The 14,980-nt window shown below is 44.1% G+C and carries 16 protein-coding genes, 6 tRNA genes and 1 riboswitch; of the genes, 15 read left to right on the forward strand and 7 right to left on the reverse strand.

Annotated features, from left to right (window positions below):
* Window positions 1-103: 103 nt before the first annotated feature.
* Window positions 104-238 carry a cortex morphogenetic protein CmpA gene (gene cmpA, locus MKY16_RS06715; protein WP_007429337.1) on the reverse strand — a complete coding sequence of 45 codons (135 nt, stop codon included), beginning with the start codon at window positions 236-238 and terminating at the stop codon, window positions 104-106.
* A gap of 144 nt (window positions 239-382) precedes the next feature.
* Here cmpA and MKY16_RS06720 point away from each other — a divergent pair, with 144 nt between their 5' ends.
* The 3 genes from MKY16_RS06720 to MKY16_RS06730 all read left to right on the forward strand — a co-directional run bounded on the left by MKY16_RS06720 (window position 383) and on the right by MKY16_RS06730 (window position 1,117).
* Window positions 383-907 carry a SprT family protein gene (locus tag MKY16_RS06720; RefSeq protein WP_029516345.1) on the forward strand — a complete coding sequence of 175 codons (525 nt, stop codon included), beginning with the start codon at window positions 383-385 and terminating at the stop codon, window positions 905-907.
* Window positions 908-951: 44 nt separating this feature from the next.
* Window positions 952-1,027: transfer RNA gene (locus MKY16_RS06725), tRNA-Asn, on the forward strand.
* A 1-nt stretch (window position 1,028) separates the two neighbouring features.
* Window positions 1,029-1,117, forward strand: a tRNA-Ser gene (locus MKY16_RS06730).
* A 179-nt stretch (window positions 1,118-1,296) separates the two neighbouring features.
* Here the strand turns inward: MKY16_RS06730 and MKY16_RS06735 are convergent.
* Window positions 1,297-2,172, reverse strand: coding sequence for a Cof-type HAD-IIB family hydrolase (locus MKY16_RS06735; protein ID WP_340884714.1), 876 nt, complete (start codon window positions 2,170-2,172; stop codon window positions 1,297-1,299).
* Between the two features lie 69 nt (window positions 2,173-2,241).
* Complete coding sequence (locus MKY16_RS06740; RefSeq protein WP_029516347.1) at window positions 2,242-3,003, reverse strand: DeoR/GlpR family DNA-binding transcription regulator; 762 nt, start codon at window positions 3,001-3,003, stop codon at window positions 2,242-2,244.
* Window positions 3,004-3,248: 245 nt separating this feature from the next.
* Between MKY16_RS06740 and MKY16_RS06745 the strand changes: the two genes are divergently transcribed.
* The 6 genes from MKY16_RS06745 (at window position 3,249) to MKY16_RS06770 (ending at window position 5,236) form a co-directional block, all read left to right on the forward strand.
* Window positions 3,249-3,320 (forward strand) — tRNA-Glu (locus MKY16_RS06745).
* Between the two features lie 86 nt (window positions 3,321-3,406).
* Window positions 3,407-3,482 (forward strand) — tRNA-Lys (locus MKY16_RS06750).
* 15 nt (window positions 3,483-3,497) lie between these two features.
* Window positions 3,498-3,580: transfer RNA gene (locus tag MKY16_RS06755), tRNA-Leu, on the forward strand.
* Between the two features lie 163 nt (window positions 3,581-3,743).
* A complete protein-coding gene (locus MKY16_RS06760; RefSeq protein WP_023987598.1) occupies window positions 3,744-4,199 on the forward strand; it encodes a MarR family winged helix-turn-helix transcriptional regulator in 456 nt (151 codons plus the stop codon).
* Between the two features lie 185 nt (window positions 4,200-4,384).
* Window positions 4,385-4,759: a helix-turn-helix domain-containing protein gene (locus MKY16_RS06765; protein WP_318626934.1), complete on the forward strand. Its 375-nt coding sequence runs from the start codon at window positions 4,385-4,387 to the stop codon at window positions 4,757-4,759.
* Window positions 4,760-4,852: 93 nt separating this feature from the next.
* Window positions 4,853-5,236, forward strand: coding sequence for a helix-turn-helix domain-containing protein (locus tag MKY16_RS06770; protein WP_013309253.1), 384 nt, complete (start codon window positions 4,853-4,855; stop codon window positions 5,234-5,236).
* 124 nt (window positions 5,237-5,360) lie between these two features.
* Here the strand turns inward: MKY16_RS06770 and MKY16_RS06775 are convergent, their stop codons facing one another.
* Window positions 5,361-5,582 (reverse strand): hypothetical protein, encoded by a 222-nt coding sequence (locus tag MKY16_RS06775; RefSeq protein ID WP_029516349.1) that lies wholly within the window; start codon window positions 5,580-5,582, stop codon window positions 5,361-5,363.
* Window positions 5,583-5,924: 342 nt separating this feature from the next.
* Between MKY16_RS06775 and MKY16_RS06780 the strand changes: the two genes are divergently transcribed.
* Window positions 5,925-6,007 (forward strand) — tRNA-Leu (locus MKY16_RS06780).
* Between the two features lie 146 nt (window positions 6,008-6,153).
* Here the strand turns inward: MKY16_RS06780 and MKY16_RS06785 are convergent.
* Complete coding sequence (locus MKY16_RS06785) at window positions 6,154-6,639, reverse strand: glutathione peroxidase (RefSeq protein ID WP_340954731.1); 486 nt, start codon at window positions 6,637-6,639, stop codon at window positions 6,154-6,156.
* A gap of 466 nt (window positions 6,640-7,105) precedes the next feature.
* A riboswitch (cyclic di-AMP (ydaO/yuaA leader) is annotated at window positions 7,106-7,278 on the forward strand.
* A gap of 115 nt (window positions 7,279-7,393) precedes the next feature.
* Here MKY16_RS06785 and MKY16_RS06790 point away from each other — a divergent pair.
* The 5 genes from MKY16_RS06790 to kdpC all read left to right on the forward strand — a co-directional run bounded on the left by MKY16_RS06790 (window position 7,394) and on the right by kdpC (window position 12,692).
* Window positions 7,394-7,789 (forward strand): hypothetical protein, encoded by a 396-nt coding sequence (locus MKY16_RS06790; protein ID WP_023987603.1) that lies wholly within the window; start codon window positions 7,394-7,396, stop codon window positions 7,787-7,789.
* A 183-nt stretch (window positions 7,790-7,972) separates the two neighbouring features.
* Window positions 7,973-8,050 (forward strand): potassium-transporting ATPase subunit F, encoded by a 78-nt coding sequence (locus MKY16_RS26100; RefSeq protein ID WP_071559652.1) that lies wholly within the window; start codon window positions 7,973-7,975, stop codon window positions 8,048-8,050.
* A 149-nt stretch (window positions 8,051-8,199) separates the two neighbouring features.
* A complete protein-coding gene (kdpA, locus tag MKY16_RS06795; protein ID WP_340954733.1) occupies window positions 8,200-9,876 on the forward strand; it encodes a potassium-transporting ATPase subunit KdpA in 1,677 nt (558 codons plus the stop codon).
* Window positions 9,877-9,913: 37 nt separating this feature from the next.
* Window positions 9,914-11,944, forward strand: coding sequence for a potassium-transporting ATPase subunit KdpB (kdpB, locus tag MKY16_RS06800; protein WP_340954736.1), 2,031 nt, complete (start codon window positions 9,914-9,916; stop codon window positions 11,942-11,944).
* 19 nt (window positions 11,945-11,963) lie between these two features.
* Complete coding sequence (gene kdpC, locus MKY16_RS06805; protein ID WP_340954739.1) at window positions 11,964-12,692, forward strand: potassium-transporting ATPase subunit KdpC; 729 nt, start codon at window positions 11,964-11,966, stop codon at window positions 12,690-12,692.
* A 132-nt stretch (window positions 12,693-12,824) separates the two neighbouring features.
* Here the strand turns inward: kdpC and MKY16_RS06810 are convergent, their stop codons facing one another.
* Both MKY16_RS06810 and MKY16_RS06815 read right to left on the reverse strand, forming a co-directional pair.
* On the reverse strand, window positions 12,825-14,033 hold the full coding sequence (locus tag MKY16_RS06810; RefSeq protein ID WP_340954741.1) for an MFS transporter: 1,209 nt from the start codon (window positions 14,031-14,033) through the stop codon (window positions 12,825-12,827).
* Window positions 14,034-14,046: 13 nt separating this feature from the next.
* Window positions 14,047-14,589, reverse strand: a complete 543-nt coding sequence (locus tag MKY16_RS06815; RefSeq protein ID WP_340954742.1) for a PadR family transcriptional regulator — start codon at window positions 14,587-14,589, stop codon at window positions 14,047-14,049.
* Window positions 14,590-14,980 lie beyond the last annotated feature (391 nt).

Consider the following 14,980-nt stretch of genomic DNA (forward strand, 5'->3'; position numbering starts at 1 on the left):
ACTTTAAATAAAACTGTGCAACCTTCTTGTGAAGGGTTAACAAAAGCCGGAATCTCCGAACTGCATCGGAGATTCCGGCTTTCATTTTGGATGCCTTTAGCTTTTACCCGTTGTTGGCATCGAACTCCACGCCAGGTGCTTTATGATAAAAAAACCAACAATCGTTCAACAGTTTAATTTGGCGCCGGTCCTTTTTGTAAAAGGCCCGCATGAGCTGATTGCTGAGCCATTGAGGCAAGCCGATCTCCTCCTCTGCGTTACATCTGTATGCTTAGCATATGGGGTGGGTACCTAAAGTGTGCTTATGAATTGGGGGTTAGACTTCGGTCGTTATTTTATAATATGCTTGTCAGTAAGGAGCAAAGGAGGAGAGACCGTAAGGATGGAGTCCAAGTCCCTGAACAATTCAATGAACCATTCAATGAGCCATTCTATGAGTAATGAAGAGCTTCAAGAATGGGTAGAGCGCATTTCGCTGGAGAGCTTCGGTGTGCCGTTTCGACATCAAGCCACCTTTAATGTACGTCTGTCTTCCACAGGCGGTAGGTATTTTATGAAAAGTCATCATATTGAAATTAATCCACATCAACTCGCAGCTTACGGACGTTCTGAGGTGGAGAAAATTATTAAGCATGAGCTGTGCCATTATCATTTACATTTGCGCGGGATGGGCTATCAGCATCGAGATGCTGACTTCAAAGCATGGTTGGCCCGTGTAGGAGGAAGCAGGCATTGTCAGACTCTGCCGGGAAGAACGGAACGTAAGCCTCAGCCTTATCGTTACAAGCTAGTATGCGTTTCCTGTAAACAGGAGTATATGCGCAAGCGTAAGATGAATCCTCAGCGATATCGCTGTGGGAAATGTGGAGGTAAGCTTCGCCTGTTGGCACTTGACGGCACCCCCTGAATCATGGTAAATTAACCATACTGTAAGATAATTTACAGTAATGTTCCCTGATAGCTCAGTTGGTAGAGCACTCGACTGTTAATCGAGTTGTCACAGGTTCGAGTCCTGTTCGGGGAGCCATGGAGAGGTACCCAAGTGGCTATAAGGGGACCCTCTGCTAAGGGGTTAGGCTGCGAAAGCGGTGCGAGGGTTCGAATCCCTCTCTCTCCGTTGGTATTTTAAGTAGAAAAAGGACGCTCGTATGCATTGTAATGATGCTTGCGAGCGTCCTTTTTGTCTAGATCTGCTTTGAAAATAACGGTGGACTGAAATTCGTTTAAGTGGAGAGACGAACGTGCTGCGTACGCCATGAAGCGACGTCAACCTGTCTTGTAAGCAGCCAATGACTTCTATTTCACAGTGTCAGCCTCAACTGTCTTAAGTATGTTCAACAGAGCATGAGCAACGCCATCTTCCGTATTAGTCAGAGTCACTTCGGAGCAGACGGCCTTAATGTCGTCTTTTGCATTGCCCATGGCAATGCCTCTTCCTGCCATTGTCAGCATGGAGATATCGTTGTAACTGTCCCCAATCGCTACAGCTTCCTGCATGGGAATGCTCAGATGATTCGCCAGATAACGCAATGCATTACCTTTAGACGCGTCCTTATGCTCGACTTCAAAGTTACGGTCTGAAGAGATGACCATGTTCAGGCCCTGAAAACTTTGGTAACGCTCACGGCCCCGATCCAATTTGGCTTGATCAAAGGAGAAACAGAGCACGTTATAAATCTCTACATCCAGTGGAATGTCCTCATATGAAGCGATGCGGGTATGTCCGGTCTGTTCATATTGTTTTTCGGCTGCGTGTAATAATGTATCCAGCGAAATATCCGGGTTGGCGCTCAGCAATCGATCCATTTCAACAGCAAGTAGCTGATGTCCGTTTTGTGGAGAATAAATAGCGCGGTCTGTCATGACCTCATAGTAAAAGTCGTTGTCGTGCAGCCAGTTCAGCACTTCAAACGTTTCACTGCGGCCTATAGGAGTAGAGGTTAACTGACGACGATGCACATCGTGTACGGTTGCTCCGTTTGCTCCAATGACGGGAGTTATAAGTTCTGCTTCCTCTAGCTTTGTCCAGGCGTCATAAGCGGCTCTACCAGTGGCAATTGTCACCTGAACGCCTTGCTTTTGTGCTTGGCGTATAGCCTCCGCGTTCACTTTGCTTATTTTTCCTTCCTCGTTCAGCAGTGTTCCATCCATATCAATCGCAAACAGTTTCATTTCTCTCCAACTCCTGTCTTTCGATATCTCTGTGATAAATCTTGAGTTCTAGCTAAGCAGTTTCATATTTTATGAGGGGACAACAACTTCAATATCATGATGTTGCAAAATTTCCAGCATTGCTGGTTCTGGCAAGCGATCGGTGATCACGATATTAACCTCAGATAAATCAGCAAAACGATACGGGAAATTAATTCCGAATTTCGAATGGTCCGCAAGGATGATCACCTGATCCGCCTGTTTCATCATCTGATGCTTCAGCATACCGTCTTCTTCATGAATCAGGCTTAGTCCGTGGGATGATATGCCTCCAATCCCGATAAAAGCTTTGTCTACAAAATAGTGAGACAAAGTGGCGATTACGGACGAGCCATATACATACCGGTGCTCTTTTTGCAGGCGGCCTCCCAACAGATGAATGGAGACACCGTCTTTTCCAGATAGTACGTCGGCCTGATTAATTGAATTGGTGATAACCGAACATTCCTGCACATTCAGTCTTTCTGCACACGCCTGTACGGTGGTAGAGGAATCCAATATAATACGATCCCTATCTCGTACCATGTTGGCAGCCAATTGTCCGATCACTTGTTTCTCCTCAGATACAGTAAGTAGTCTTTCGTTATAATTTCCAATTGGATCGTGATGCAGTTTAGGGAGAAGGGCGCCGCCGCGGGTGCGAATAATTTTTTGATGCTCCTCAAGTTTTACCAGGTCTCGACGGGCCGTATCCCGTGAAACATTAAAAATTTCACAAATATCATCCACCGAAATACGCTTATGAAGCTGTAAGTAATCAACGATTTTTAACATTCGTTCTTCCTGATACATAGAAAGCTCCTCTGAAATATAATGATTTCGGTATCTCGTAAGTGATTATAAGTAAATGTAAGTGATATTGCAATCATTTATCATGATTTTTCAGGGATTAGATGATTATAGATAAGTTAATGTAAGTGGACATGCATTTTGTAATGATAAAAACTGCTTTTTTTAAAATTTAAAAAATAAGTATTGCCATTTGTTATTCTATTTGATATACTCTTTCTTGTCGCCAAGTTGGCGCATAATAATAAGGCCCGTTGGTCAAGGGGTTAAGACACCTCCCTTTCACGGAGGTAACAGGGGTTCGAATCCCCTACGGGTCATTGTTGTCTTTATAGACTACATGTTGCATGCTTAAGGGGAATTCCTGAGGTCTGGTCTAATGGCGGACAGCTTGGATGAACAGCATGAGCCATTAGCTCAGTTGGTAGAGCACCTGACTTTTAATCAGGGTGTCGAAGGTTCGAGTCCTTCATGGCTCACCATTTATATTTTGTTATGCGGTCGTGGTGGAATGGCAGACACGCTATCTTGAGGGGGTAGTGAGCGTACGCTCGTGGAGGTTCGAGTCCTCTCGACCGCATCAATGGAATGAACGGAAAAGTCTCTCGCGGTAGAGGCTTTTTTTATTTGTGTAATGATGTAATAAAGTAATGATTATGATGAAATAATGATTCCATAGTATAATATAACGCCATAATGTTATAGAATGATAAGTATAAACTTATGAAGTGACGGTGAAAAATATGGACACTCAACTGTTAGGAAATATATCAGAAAATATTTTGGGCTTGTTTCCGATTGTGAAGAAGAAATTTTTCACCTACGGTCCGCTCGATTTCCCATTACACTTGTCGCCTAATAACTTTCAGGTGCTAATGCTCCTGCGTGAAGTACGTTCGTCTACGGTATCTGATTTATCCAAACAGCTTAATGTCTCACGTCCGAACATGACTCCTCTTCTGGACAAACTGGTGGAGCATGGGTTGGCTGACCGCCAGTCGTGTGATTCGGATCGCAGAGTCGTGAATGTGGCGATTACACAGGAAGGCGATGCTTTTTGTGAACAGGTATTTCATACCTTCTCCAATAAAATTCAAGAAAGACTGGTGTATCTGCCAGAAGAAGATTTATTGCATCTGAGTGAAACTTTGAATGAATTGAAGCATATTTTACTTAAAATCGACAACTCTGCTACGTGATTGGCGTAAGTGGACTGGCTTAAAGACCGCCCTTTCTTCGGAAAACAGGCGGTTTTTGTTGCGTGTTGTGGTATAATGGAAACCAACATACATAATTCGGTAATTTTAGCATACGTGATCTTTGAAATGGGAACAGAGAACATGATATCGTTATTTGAGAGCCTGCTAGGGAGGAAGGAACTTCTATGCAATCTATTTACCATCGCATCGAGGAACTCATCAAGGAACGGGGAATGACGAAAAAGGCGTTCTGCCAGCAGTTAGGCATTAGTACAGGGAACTTCGGGGATTGGAAAAGAGGAAAAACGACGCCGGGCACGAATAAACTCATTGAAATCGCTTCTTTTTTTGATGCGAGTCTGGACTGGATTATGCTGGGTCGAGATATACAGGGTGAGGTGCTGAAGGAGTCGCAAGACCCTTATTTTTTTGACGCTTCAGGGCAACTGAATTGCCAGGGGGAACCGCTTAGTGAGGCGGAAAGAAATTTTATACTTGAGTATATTGAATTTACCCGCTTTCGTAAAGAGAAAAACCAGCGCAATTCTACTATGGGGTAATGGTTGCTTAGGATTTAATGGGGATTACTAATGAGTAAGGCTGAAAAATGAAAATTATTTCAGAAAAAGTTACTGTTTCGGAGGGGAAACATTTTGGGAGATCAAACTATTTATCAGCGCATTGAAGCTTTGATTAAAGATCGGGGAATGACCAAGAAGGCATTTTGTGAAAAGCTTAAAATCAGTTCAGGGAATCTCGGTGATTGGAGAAGGGGGAAAACAACGCCGGGTACCACTCATTTAATTCAGATTTCGGACTTTTTTAATGTATCGCTCGATTGGTTAATGAAAGGGATTAAGCCGGGAGAAGGCGTACTTCAGGAGCAGAAGGCTGCTTATTTTTTTGGAGTGATGGGGCCACTGAATTGCCAGGCAGAAGATCTTGAGACGGAAGAACAGAATTTTATTTTAGAATATGTTGAATTTGCGAAATATCGTAAGCAAAAAAGTGAGAAGGATAAAACAAAGCCGGAATGATTTTTTGGCTAAAGATTGTCTGGGTTGAAAACCCGTAAACGAACTGGAGGAGTTCGCTTTACGGGTTTATTTGGTTTCTTGGTGATATGGAATGACCTGTATGTAACTGGAATGCTTGTTGGATTTAGAGTGGCGATGCCTCCTTATAATCGTTATCGTCGATGTTCAGAATTGCAGCAACTTGTTTTCTGTACCTTTGTGCTTTGCGGGTGCCGTGAATCAGATTGGACAAGCGTGAAGGCGGAATATTGTGTGTCTCACAAAATGTTTTCTGATCCAGTCGAAGTTCGACAAGCCGTTGTTTGATGGCCCACCCGAAGGAGGTGACAGGCATTTTGTTGTTCAAAAGAAATCGCCCCTTACGGATTCTTACGGAATAATTGGTGTGTTATAATAATCATCAGTAAACATGTTAGAATTAACCATCTGAAACTATGATACACTTTTATACGTGTTTTTACAATCGTAAATACGTTATTTTGTCAAATTAATTACTTAGTTAAGTGCCAGGTGGTTCTGATAATCCGTAAGGGGGCAACATTAATGCATAGTTCAGCAAGCGGTTATCTTTATACAGGACGGTATTATTATCGCTCATATATGTAAGTTAAAATAATTATAATATTTTTGTTTACAAATAGTTGATGAGAGAGTATAATAAATCTGTTGCCTCAATACATTATGATTTGCGGTCGTGGTGGAATGGCAGACACGCTATCTTGAGGGGGTAGTGGGCGTACGCCCGTGGAGGTTCGAGTCCTCTCGACCGCATTATATGCAAGACCTAGTTAAAAAAGCATCCTGACACGGTTTACGTGAAAGGATGCTTTTTTTTGTTAAGTATTTTTCGTTATATTCTTTAGCCACGGAAGCCACGGTTGCAACAGGTCGTTTATTAACTGTGATAATGAAGAATGTCAGTTTTGCTGCAAAAGCTTCTCTATATCTCCCGCCAGCTTATCTGGAGTAGTTTGCGGTGCATAGCGCTTAAATACGTTACCTTCTCTTGTAATTAAGAATTTAGTAAAATTCCATTTGATCGCTTTGGACCCTAATACCCCCGGAGCTGTTTGGGTCAGGTAGCGAAATAAGGGGGGTGCTTGATCGCCATTGACATCTGTCTTGGCGAACATCGGAAAGGTGACACCATATTTGATCTGGCAAAACTCGGAGATCTCCTCACTGGAACCTGGCTCTTGTTTGGCAAACTGGTTGCTGGGAAATCCCAAAATTTCGAGCCCCTGTTCATGATACTGGTCATATAGCTCTTGTAGCGCTTTGTATTGGGGGGTTAACCCACATTTGCTGGCAGTGTTCACGATAAGCAGAACGTTCCCTTCAAATGTGGATAACGGAATTTGTTTCCCTTGCAGGGTTTGCGCATCATATTCATAAACGGTCATAGCATCTCTCCTCATTCAATATCCAGCAATTAAATTGTAGACAATTCAAAGAAGGGTTGCAAGTCTGGAAAAGCTGTATAAAGACCTCAGGCGCTGTAAAATCGTATTTTGCTCAAAACAGTAAATCGCACCGCAAATGGAGCGAATTAAGGTGTTTCTTCTTATAAAAGTGGGTTCAATCGGTGTTTAGCTGGTACATATAGCGTATTTTCTTCTCTTTTTACAAAAAAAGGCCAATAACGCTTTACCCTACGCCAATATTGACATGCTTGTCATTTTCAAAAAAGGATGAAAAACAGAGATTGAAGGAGCTGTGAGAGGCATAGTTGCATTGTAAGCGTTATTATTCATCTTCTATGCTCTAAAGGCCGATTTATAACCCTGCAGTTGAGCTTTACAGTCTTCCATGCGCGGGTGTATGATTCAAGACGTAATTTCAAATTAACTTGAATGAAGCAACAACGAAATGTCTACAGCGCTGAATTTTGCAGTTGCAAAAGCGGGGGAACCAATCGAGACTGTACGGCTTCGGAAGCCGTGTGTCTCATGGGGTGAATTTTCCGGTCAAGTGCCAGAAATAGGGCGACTCTCACGTCCGAATCCGACAGCTAACCTCGTAAGCGTACAGGGAGAGGCAACAAACCGCCGTGTGCAGCCATGGTTTATTTTATCATGGATATGTCAGAAGCCGGAGGAAAGCCTTTTTCCTTCGGCTTCTTTTTGTTGTCTTTTTATACCGGGAGAGGAGCTACTGATGGAAGGTCGGTTAATTATTGTCACTGCACCGAATGAAGCGGGCAGAAGTTTTGTGAAATTGCTTATTTTTAAAAAATTGGCGTTTGCAGTTCTCACGAATAGCGCCCAGGAGGAACGACAGCTCAAAAAAATGGGTGTGGAGCACATTGTCCGCATCAATACCATGCAAGCGGGAAAATGGAATTTTCCAAAAAAAGAAATTGGTAGTGTGTATTTGTTCGAGAACAGCTTGAATCTGACTTGCCGTTTCCTGCAAATATGTCGACCACTAACATCGGAATCGATCTATGTTATTACACACGGCTGTAATCCACAAGGAATTTATCGGGGATTGGGAGCGGACCATGTGATCTACACATTGAACGGAGAGGTGGGTTTTCTGCTGAACGGATAAGCACTTATGACATAGTTGTTTTATGATTTTATGATGGAATAAGAATGGCGATCTGAGGACCGATACGGAGGGTATAAACATGATGGATATATACATGCTGCTCGTCATGGCTGTGAGTTATGGAGTGATACTGCTGTTTGTACGCTGGTGTGATGCGCAGACCTCTAAAGGAGGACGAAGAGGATGATCGTTATACTCGGGCTTACAGCTATTGTGTTTATGTATTTAATCTACGCACTCCTGAACCCTGAAAAGTTCTAGTCACTTGTAGGGATAGAGCGGGCGGGAACAACAGATCTGAGCATTAAAGCATATTGGTAGCAGTTTTTCGCAAACGTGTGCACTTCATAGATGGTCTGAATCGGGTCTGTTGTTCCAAACGCAGGAGCATTTTGAAGGAGGAATAGAGGATGGAGCTGCTTCAAATTGGAATTGTGATCGTTATATTGCTGCTCTTGGTAAAGCCAATGGGTACATATATGTATCATGTATTCTCGAATGAACCGAATCGGACGGATCGGATTTTTGGCAGAACAGAAAAGCTGATTTATAAGGTAGTAGGCTTGAAGAAAGTGGAGAGCATGCGTTGGACTACGTATGTTATGAGTTTCATTGCTACGAACGCCGTGCTTGTGGCAATCAGCTACTTGCTGTTGCGTTTACAGGGAATGCTTCCCGGTAATCCGGCTGGAAACAGTAATATGGAAGCATCACTAGCTTTTAATACGGTAATCAGCTTTATGACGAATACGAATCTCCAACATTATAGCGGAGAAAGCGGGCTTACGTATCTGACACAGATGGCGTTCGTCACGATGATGATGTTCACTTCGGCTGCTTCCGGTTTTTCGGTTGCTGCGGCTTTTATGAGAGGATTGACGCGGCGCGGTGAAGGGATGGGCAATTTCTTTCAAGATTTTATTAAAGCTATTATAAGGATTTTCCTGCCGCTGGCCTTTGTGCTTACGCTGGTGCTGGTCGGATTGAAGGTACCGCAGACGCTACAGCCTACGGCGGATCTTACGACGCTGAGCGGAACACAACAGCAAATTTCTATGGGACCCATTGCTTCTCTGGAGTCCATCAAGCATTTGGGGACGAACGGGGGCGGTTATGCGGGAGCTAACTCTGCGCATCCTTTTGAGAATCCAAGTCCTTGGACGAACGTGCTGGAAATTTTGGCAATGTGGGTAATGCCGGCTTCGTTGCCGTATACCTTTGGATTGTTTGCCCGTAATCGTAAGCAGGGCTGGATTATTTTTAGCTCCATGATGGTATTGTTTCTTATTTTTCTATCCATTACGTATGTATCTGAGAAGACAGGTAATCCGTTAATCCAGACACTGGGTGTGGATGCTTCTCAGGGAAGCATGGAAGGGAAAGAGGTTCGTTTCGGTATTGGACAATCGGCTTTATTCACTGCGGTCACAACAGCGGCAACGACAGGTTCGGTCAATAATATGCATGATACACTAACCCCGCTAGGTGGCATGGCTGCTTTGGGAGAAATGATGCTAAACGTCATTTTTGGCGGCAAGGGTGTCGGGCTGATGAATATGCTGATGTATGCGATTCTGGGTGTGTTTATATGCGGACTGATGGTCGGGAGAACTCCGGAATTTATGGGAAGGAAAATTGAAGGCAAGGAAATGAAGCTGATCGCCGTTGCCATTTTGGTACATCCGTTTCTCATTCTCGCCCCAACTGCGCTTGCGTTTATGAGTCATTGGGGATATGATGCGGTCACTAACCCTGGCTATCACGGGTTGACTCAGGTGCTCTATGAATATGCGTCATCTGCCGCAAATAATGGTTCGGGGTTTGAAGGTCTTTCAGATAACAACGTATTCTGGAATGTCACAACGGGGATGGTTATGTTCTTCGGGCGATATGTATCTATGATTGCATTGTTGGCTGTGGCGGCTTCGTTGAATGCCAAAGCGCCGACTCCGGTGACGACGGGGACACTGCGCACGGACAACAAGTTATTTGGAGCCATTCTGATCGGAGTCGTGCTGCTGATTGGTGCGTTGACCTTTTTACCTGTCATCGTATTGGGACCTGTTGCTGAATTTTTGACCATGTGAAGAAGAAAATGAGAATGGATGAACGGGGTGTTTGACCATGAAGGAACAACGCAAACACATGCTGGACAGAAGCATCTTGAAGCATGCGATCAAGGATAGCTTTATAAAATTAAATCCGATGATGATGATGAAAAATCCTGTCATGTTCGTCGTGGAGATCGGTACATTGGTCGTGCTGCTAATGTTACTGTTTCCCGGTTATTTTGGAACTGACAAGGAAATGGGCTTTAACCTGGCCGTGTTTGTTATTCTGTTGTTTACGTTGCTTTTTGCCAACTTTGCCGAAGCGCTCGCGGAGGGGCGGGGTAAGGCACAAGCTGCCTCTTTAAAAAAATCCAAGCAGGATACGCAAGCTAACAAGCTCGTCGGAAATGACATTCAGGTGGTTAGCTCAACCGAGTTGCGTAAGGGGGACGTAGTTATTGTCTCCCAGGGCGAAATGATTCCAAGCGATGGTGAGGTCATTGAAGGTTTGGCTTCGGTGGATGAATCTGCAATTACGGGAGAATCGGCTCCGGTCATCAAGGAATCGGGTGGTGATTTTTGCTCGGTAACCGGCGGAACGCGAGTGGTTAGTGACCGGATTAAGGTGCGGATTACGACAGAGCCGGGCGAGACATTTATTGATAAAATGATTTCGCTCGTGGAAGGCGCTCAGCGGCAAAAAACGCCGAATGAGATTGCGCTGAACACTTTGCTGATTAGCTTGACGATTATTTTTCTAATTGTGGTAGTTACGCTAGCGCCGATTGCCCGTCATTTTAACATTGATTTGCCTGTTCCTGTGCTGATTTCGTTGCTAGTCTGTCTGATTCCAACCACGATTGGAGGACTGTTGTCAGCCATCGGGATTGCCGGTATGGACCGGGTCACCCAGTTTAATGTGCTAGCCATGTCAGGCAAGGCGGTAGAAGCTTCTGGGGATATCAACACGATGATTCTGGATAAAACAGGTACAATCACCTTCGGGAACCGGATGGCGAGTGAATTCGTGCCTGTAGAGGGCGTGGAGAAGGCAGAGCTAGTGAAGTGGGCAGCAATTAGCTCTATGAAGGATGAGACGCCAGAGGGTCGCTCGGTTCTCGAGTTGATGCGCAAACAGGAGCATGCGTTGGATGAATCCTTGGCGGCAGGTGGAACCTTTATCGAATTCAAGGCGGAGACCCGGATGAGTGGTCTGGATCTGGCCGATGGACGAAAGGTACGCAAGGGCGCAGTGGATTCCGTTCGGCAATGGATCGTATCGCAAAATGGCAGTGTTCCAGCCGATCTGGAGGAAAAAGCGAATCAGGTAGCCTCTGAAGGAGGTACACCGCTGGCAGTCGCGCTAGATGATCAGATATACGGTATTATTTATTTAAAGGATACAGTGAAGCCAGGCATGAAGGAACGGTTTGATCAGCTCCGGGAAATGGGTATCCGTACGATCATGTGTACCGGAGATAATCCGCTGACAGCAGCTACAATTGCACGAGAAGCGGGAGTGGACGACTTTGTAGCTGAGAGCAAGCCGGAGGATAAAATCGCGGTTATCCGACGTGAGCAGGAACAGGGTAAGCTGGTTGCCATGACCGGAGACGGCACCAATGATGCACCTGCGTTGGCGCAAGCCGATGTAGGTCTTGCCATGAATAGCGGCACAGTCGCGGCCAAAGAAGCGGCTAATATGGTGGACTTGGATTCCGATCCGTCCAAAATTATTGAGGTGGTCGCGATCGGCAAGCAGCTGCTTATGACGCGCGGAGCATTGACAACGTTCAGCATTGCGAACGATGTTGCCAAATATTTTGCCATCATCCCGGCGATGTTCATGCTAGCCATTCCACAAATGGGCGCTTTGAACGTCATGGGGCTTGGCTCCCCGCTGTCCGCTATTTTGTCGGCGTTAATCTTTAACGCGGTTATTATTCCGCTTTTGATTCCGCTGGCCATGAAGGGCGTGAAGTATAAGCCGATGAGCTCGGATCGCCTGCTGGGACGGAATTTGCTGATTTACGGTCTGGGCGGTATGGTCGTACCGTTTGTCGGTATAAAGGCCATTGATTTGCTGGTGCATTTGTGGATTTAGCGCAGAAAGGGTGAACGACATGAGTGGTTTTTATCGGATGATGTCTGGACGCAGATTTGCTGCACACGAAAAAGCTGAATCTGGCGGACAAGGTCATAACAAACATACAGGGACCGGGACTGTGTCGGAAGGACAACCGGAGAGACAAGAGATGCGAGGAAGTACAGTTATTGGAGTGGCTTTGCGAACTTCGGTGCTGATGATTCTCTTGTGCGGTTTGGCATATCCGCTAGCCAGTACAGGAGTAGCGCAGGTCCTGTTTCCGCAGCAAGCAAATGGCAGTATGCTCCGTGACGCGGAGGGGCGGGTGGTTGGCTCCGAACTGATTGGGCAGTCTTTCACTGATTCGGCGTTTTTTCAAGGTCGGGTATCGAGCGTTGATTATAATGGGGTTGGTTCAGGCTCTAGTAACTACGCACCGTCGAATCCGGCCTTGATACAGCGAGTCAAGGACTCTATTGCGGATTGGCAGAAGCATAACCCGGATGTACCCGTCAGTCAGGTTCCGGTGGACCTGATTACGAACTCCGGCTCCGGTCTAGACCCACACATTTCTCCACAGGCGGCACGGGTGCAAATTCCGCGCATTAGCGGCTTGACGGGTATCCCGCAGGATCAACTGAGAGCATTGGTGCAGGAGCAGACAGAAGGCCGCAGCGCCGGCGTGTTCGGCGAGCCACGTGTCAACGTGCTCAAGCTGAATCTCGCGCTTGAGGCGCAAATGAAGGTAGAGCCTGCCAAGCCATAGATGAATCAAAAAAAAGGTATTCCTGAGCGATAAGCTTGAGGGATACCTTTTTTTCAGGAATTGGAATGCTTTATAATGTAAAAATATACAAATTATATTTTATTCCTTGTGAGGATATGAATTCTTGTTCACTTATTTACTTAGCTTTACATTGTTTGATGAATTTTTGGCTTTCCTTAAGGCTGAAGCGAGTACGGACATGTATATAAATACAATAATGCCTATGATTAAATAAGAGAACTTAATATTCATTAGATCCGTGAGAGTACTGCTCAAAATAGGGCCGATCATAAGGCCAATCGAGTATGCCGTGTTATAGAGTGCGAAAGTAATTCCATAAGAATGAATTCCACTTCGTTGAGAGATATCAGCAAGTTGAGGTAAGCAGGGAGCAAGGACCATACCCATGCTAACCCCTAAAACAGCTAAAATAACAGCTTGAAGCGATAATATTGCTGGAAGTGCAGTCAGAGGAAGTGCAATGGATACCATAAGTAGACCGAGGAGAATTCCGTTTTTATAGCCGATTTTACTAGAAAACTGTCCTATAAAAGGTGTTGCTAGGCCATAAGCAAGCGTGGGAATAGCAAATAATAATCCAATAAGTCCTGGGTTAGCGCTAAAATTGTGCTGTAGGTGTAACGGTAATGTTGGCTCAAGTACGCTTGGGATGGATGCGCCGATAATCACCACTCCAATAACCAAAAGCAAATCTTTATTTTTCATGAACGAGAAAGGGGAAATATACTTTTCATTTTTCGCTTCCGGAATATCATGCAGGAGAATTAGTCGAAGTATAGCATCGATGACGGCCAAGGAGATGGCAAAGTAAAAAGGAAGCTGGTAACTTCCCCATTGATACAACCAACCGCCAATTGTTGGTCCGAGAAGGGTTCCGGCGGCTTGACCGGATAATGCCAAGCCCATGGCTTTACCACGTTCTTCAGAAGGGTATAGGTCAGCCAAGAGAGCGAGTCCTGCTGTCCAGGTCATTGCGGCTGCAATTCCCTGAAGAGCGCGTGCCACTACAAGTAGCCAGAAAGTGTGGGCTATGGCAAACATTAAAGTGGAGGCTATGAGTCCAATTAACCCCCATAATAGAGGTGTCTTTCTCCCAATCCGATCCGTTAATAGGCCAAAAACAGGTGTAGCTATAAATAATGCGATTGCATAACTGCTGAATAAAAATCCGATTTCAGTTTGAGTTGCGCCCAGAGAATCTGCATACCTTGGCAAAATTGGAACGACTAATCCATAGATTAACATATCAATGAATACAGCTAATCCGACAACAATTAGTGCAGCTTTTTGCTTATTTTGTGCTCCTTTACTCAGTTTCATTATTACATCCTCCTCATAAATTTCTTCTGATTTCCTCTTTAATTTGTTTGACAAATTTTAATTGAAGCTCACATTGATCATAAATATTTCTGAAAATTAACATAACGTTTACAGGGATATCCATAAGTTCAGCTTTTTGTTCTTGCCCTAATTTCATTTCTTTATAGATTTTTTCGATGGCTTGCTGTTGGAAACTTAAAGCTTCCTCAATTTCATGGAGCCCAGCCTCTTTCATAAAAGTTAAAGCTGTGTACAGTGCTGTTGGAAATACAACAGAAGATTCCTTAAATGATTCGATTAAAAGCCGACTAAACTCACTTTTTCCAGCCTCCGTGATAGCATATATAGCTTTGGACCGGTTCCCTGTCTGTTCTAACGTTTCTAACTGTACAATTCCTTCTGAATCCATTTTTTTCAAGGCATGATATATGGAAGCTGGTTGCACATAAGCCCATTTATCCGTTTGTGCTGATTGCATTTTCTGTTGTATTTCATATCCTGACATTGCTCCATATTGCAGCAAGAGCCCAAGAACCATTACACGTGTTGTACTCAAGATGATATCTCCTCTCATAACTTCTTTTGCTAAATGTTTTATACTAAATGTTTAGTAAAGGATTATAGTCGGATTATATCATTACAGTCCAATGATGTAAAGGTTTATTGCCTACTTGCGTTCCTCACTGTGTCTCTTCAAAAGAAGCCGTGTTGGCGAAATAAAGTTTTTTTATTTATTAAATCTGATTAAATTTATACAGTTTGCGATTATAAATTTAGCCTGAAAAACATTAATTCAATATTTACTTTACGAAAATATGGAGGTAGAATATTTCTTGTGTAACATACTAAATATTTAGTATTTTATATTTTTTAAAAAATGTATAGTTATTAATGTTTTCTATTCTATAAGAGAGGTGGAAATATATGAACAGTTAATAATGATGCTT

Origin of the sequence: Paenibacillus sp. FSL L8-0641 (assembly GCF_038006265.1) — a bacterium.
GTDB classification, from domain to species: domain Bacteria; phylum Bacillota; class Bacilli; order Paenibacillales; family Paenibacillaceae; genus Paenibacillus; species Paenibacillus polymyxa_D.

Bases quoted from the DNA above. Each gene is read 5' to 3' on its own strand.
- MKY16_RS06720 (WP_029516345.1), top strand. From the start codon at position 383: ATGGAGTCCAAGTCCCTGAACAATTCAATGAACCATTCAATGAGCCAT.
- MKY16_RS06735 (WP_340884714.1), bottom strand. From the start codon at position 2,172: ATGAAACTGTTTGCGATTGATATGGATGGAACACTGCTGAACGAGGAA.
- MKY16_RS06740 (WP_029516347.1), bottom strand. From the start codon at position 3,003: ATGTATCAGGAAGAACGAATGTTAAAAATCGTTGATTACTTACAGCTT.
- MKY16_RS06760 (WP_023987598.1), top strand. From the start codon at position 3,744: ATGGACACTCAACTGTTAGGAAATATATCAGAAAATATTTTGGGCTTG.
- MKY16_RS06765 (WP_318626934.1), top strand. From the start codon at position 4,385: ATGCAATCTATTTACCATCGCATCGAGGAACTCATCAAGGAACGGGGA.
- MKY16_RS06785 (WP_340954731.1), bottom strand. From the start codon at position 6,639: ATGACCGTTTATGAATATGATGCGCAAACCCTGCAAGGGAAACAAATT.
- MKY16_RS06790 (WP_023987603.1), top strand. From the start codon at position 7,394: ATGGAAGGTCGGTTAATTATTGTCACTGCACCGAATGAAGCGGGCAGA.
- MKY16_RS26100 (WP_071559652.1), top strand. From the start codon at position 7,973: ATGATCGTTATACTCGGGCTTACAGCTATTGTGTTTATGTATTTAATC.
- kdpA (WP_340954733.1), top strand. From the start codon at position 8,200: ATGGAGCTGCTTCAAATTGGAATTGTGATCGTTATATTGCTGCTCTTG.
- kdpB (WP_340954736.1), top strand. From the start codon at position 9,914: ATGAAGGAACAACGCAAACACATGCTGGACAGAAGCATCTTGAAGCAT.
- kdpC (WP_340954739.1), top strand. From the start codon at position 11,964: ATGAGTGGTTTTTATCGGATGATGTCTGGACGCAGATTTGCTGCACAC.
- MKY16_RS06810 (WP_340954741.1), bottom strand. From the start codon at position 14,033: ATGAAACTGAGTAAAGGAGCACAAAATAAGCAAAAAGCTGCACTAATT.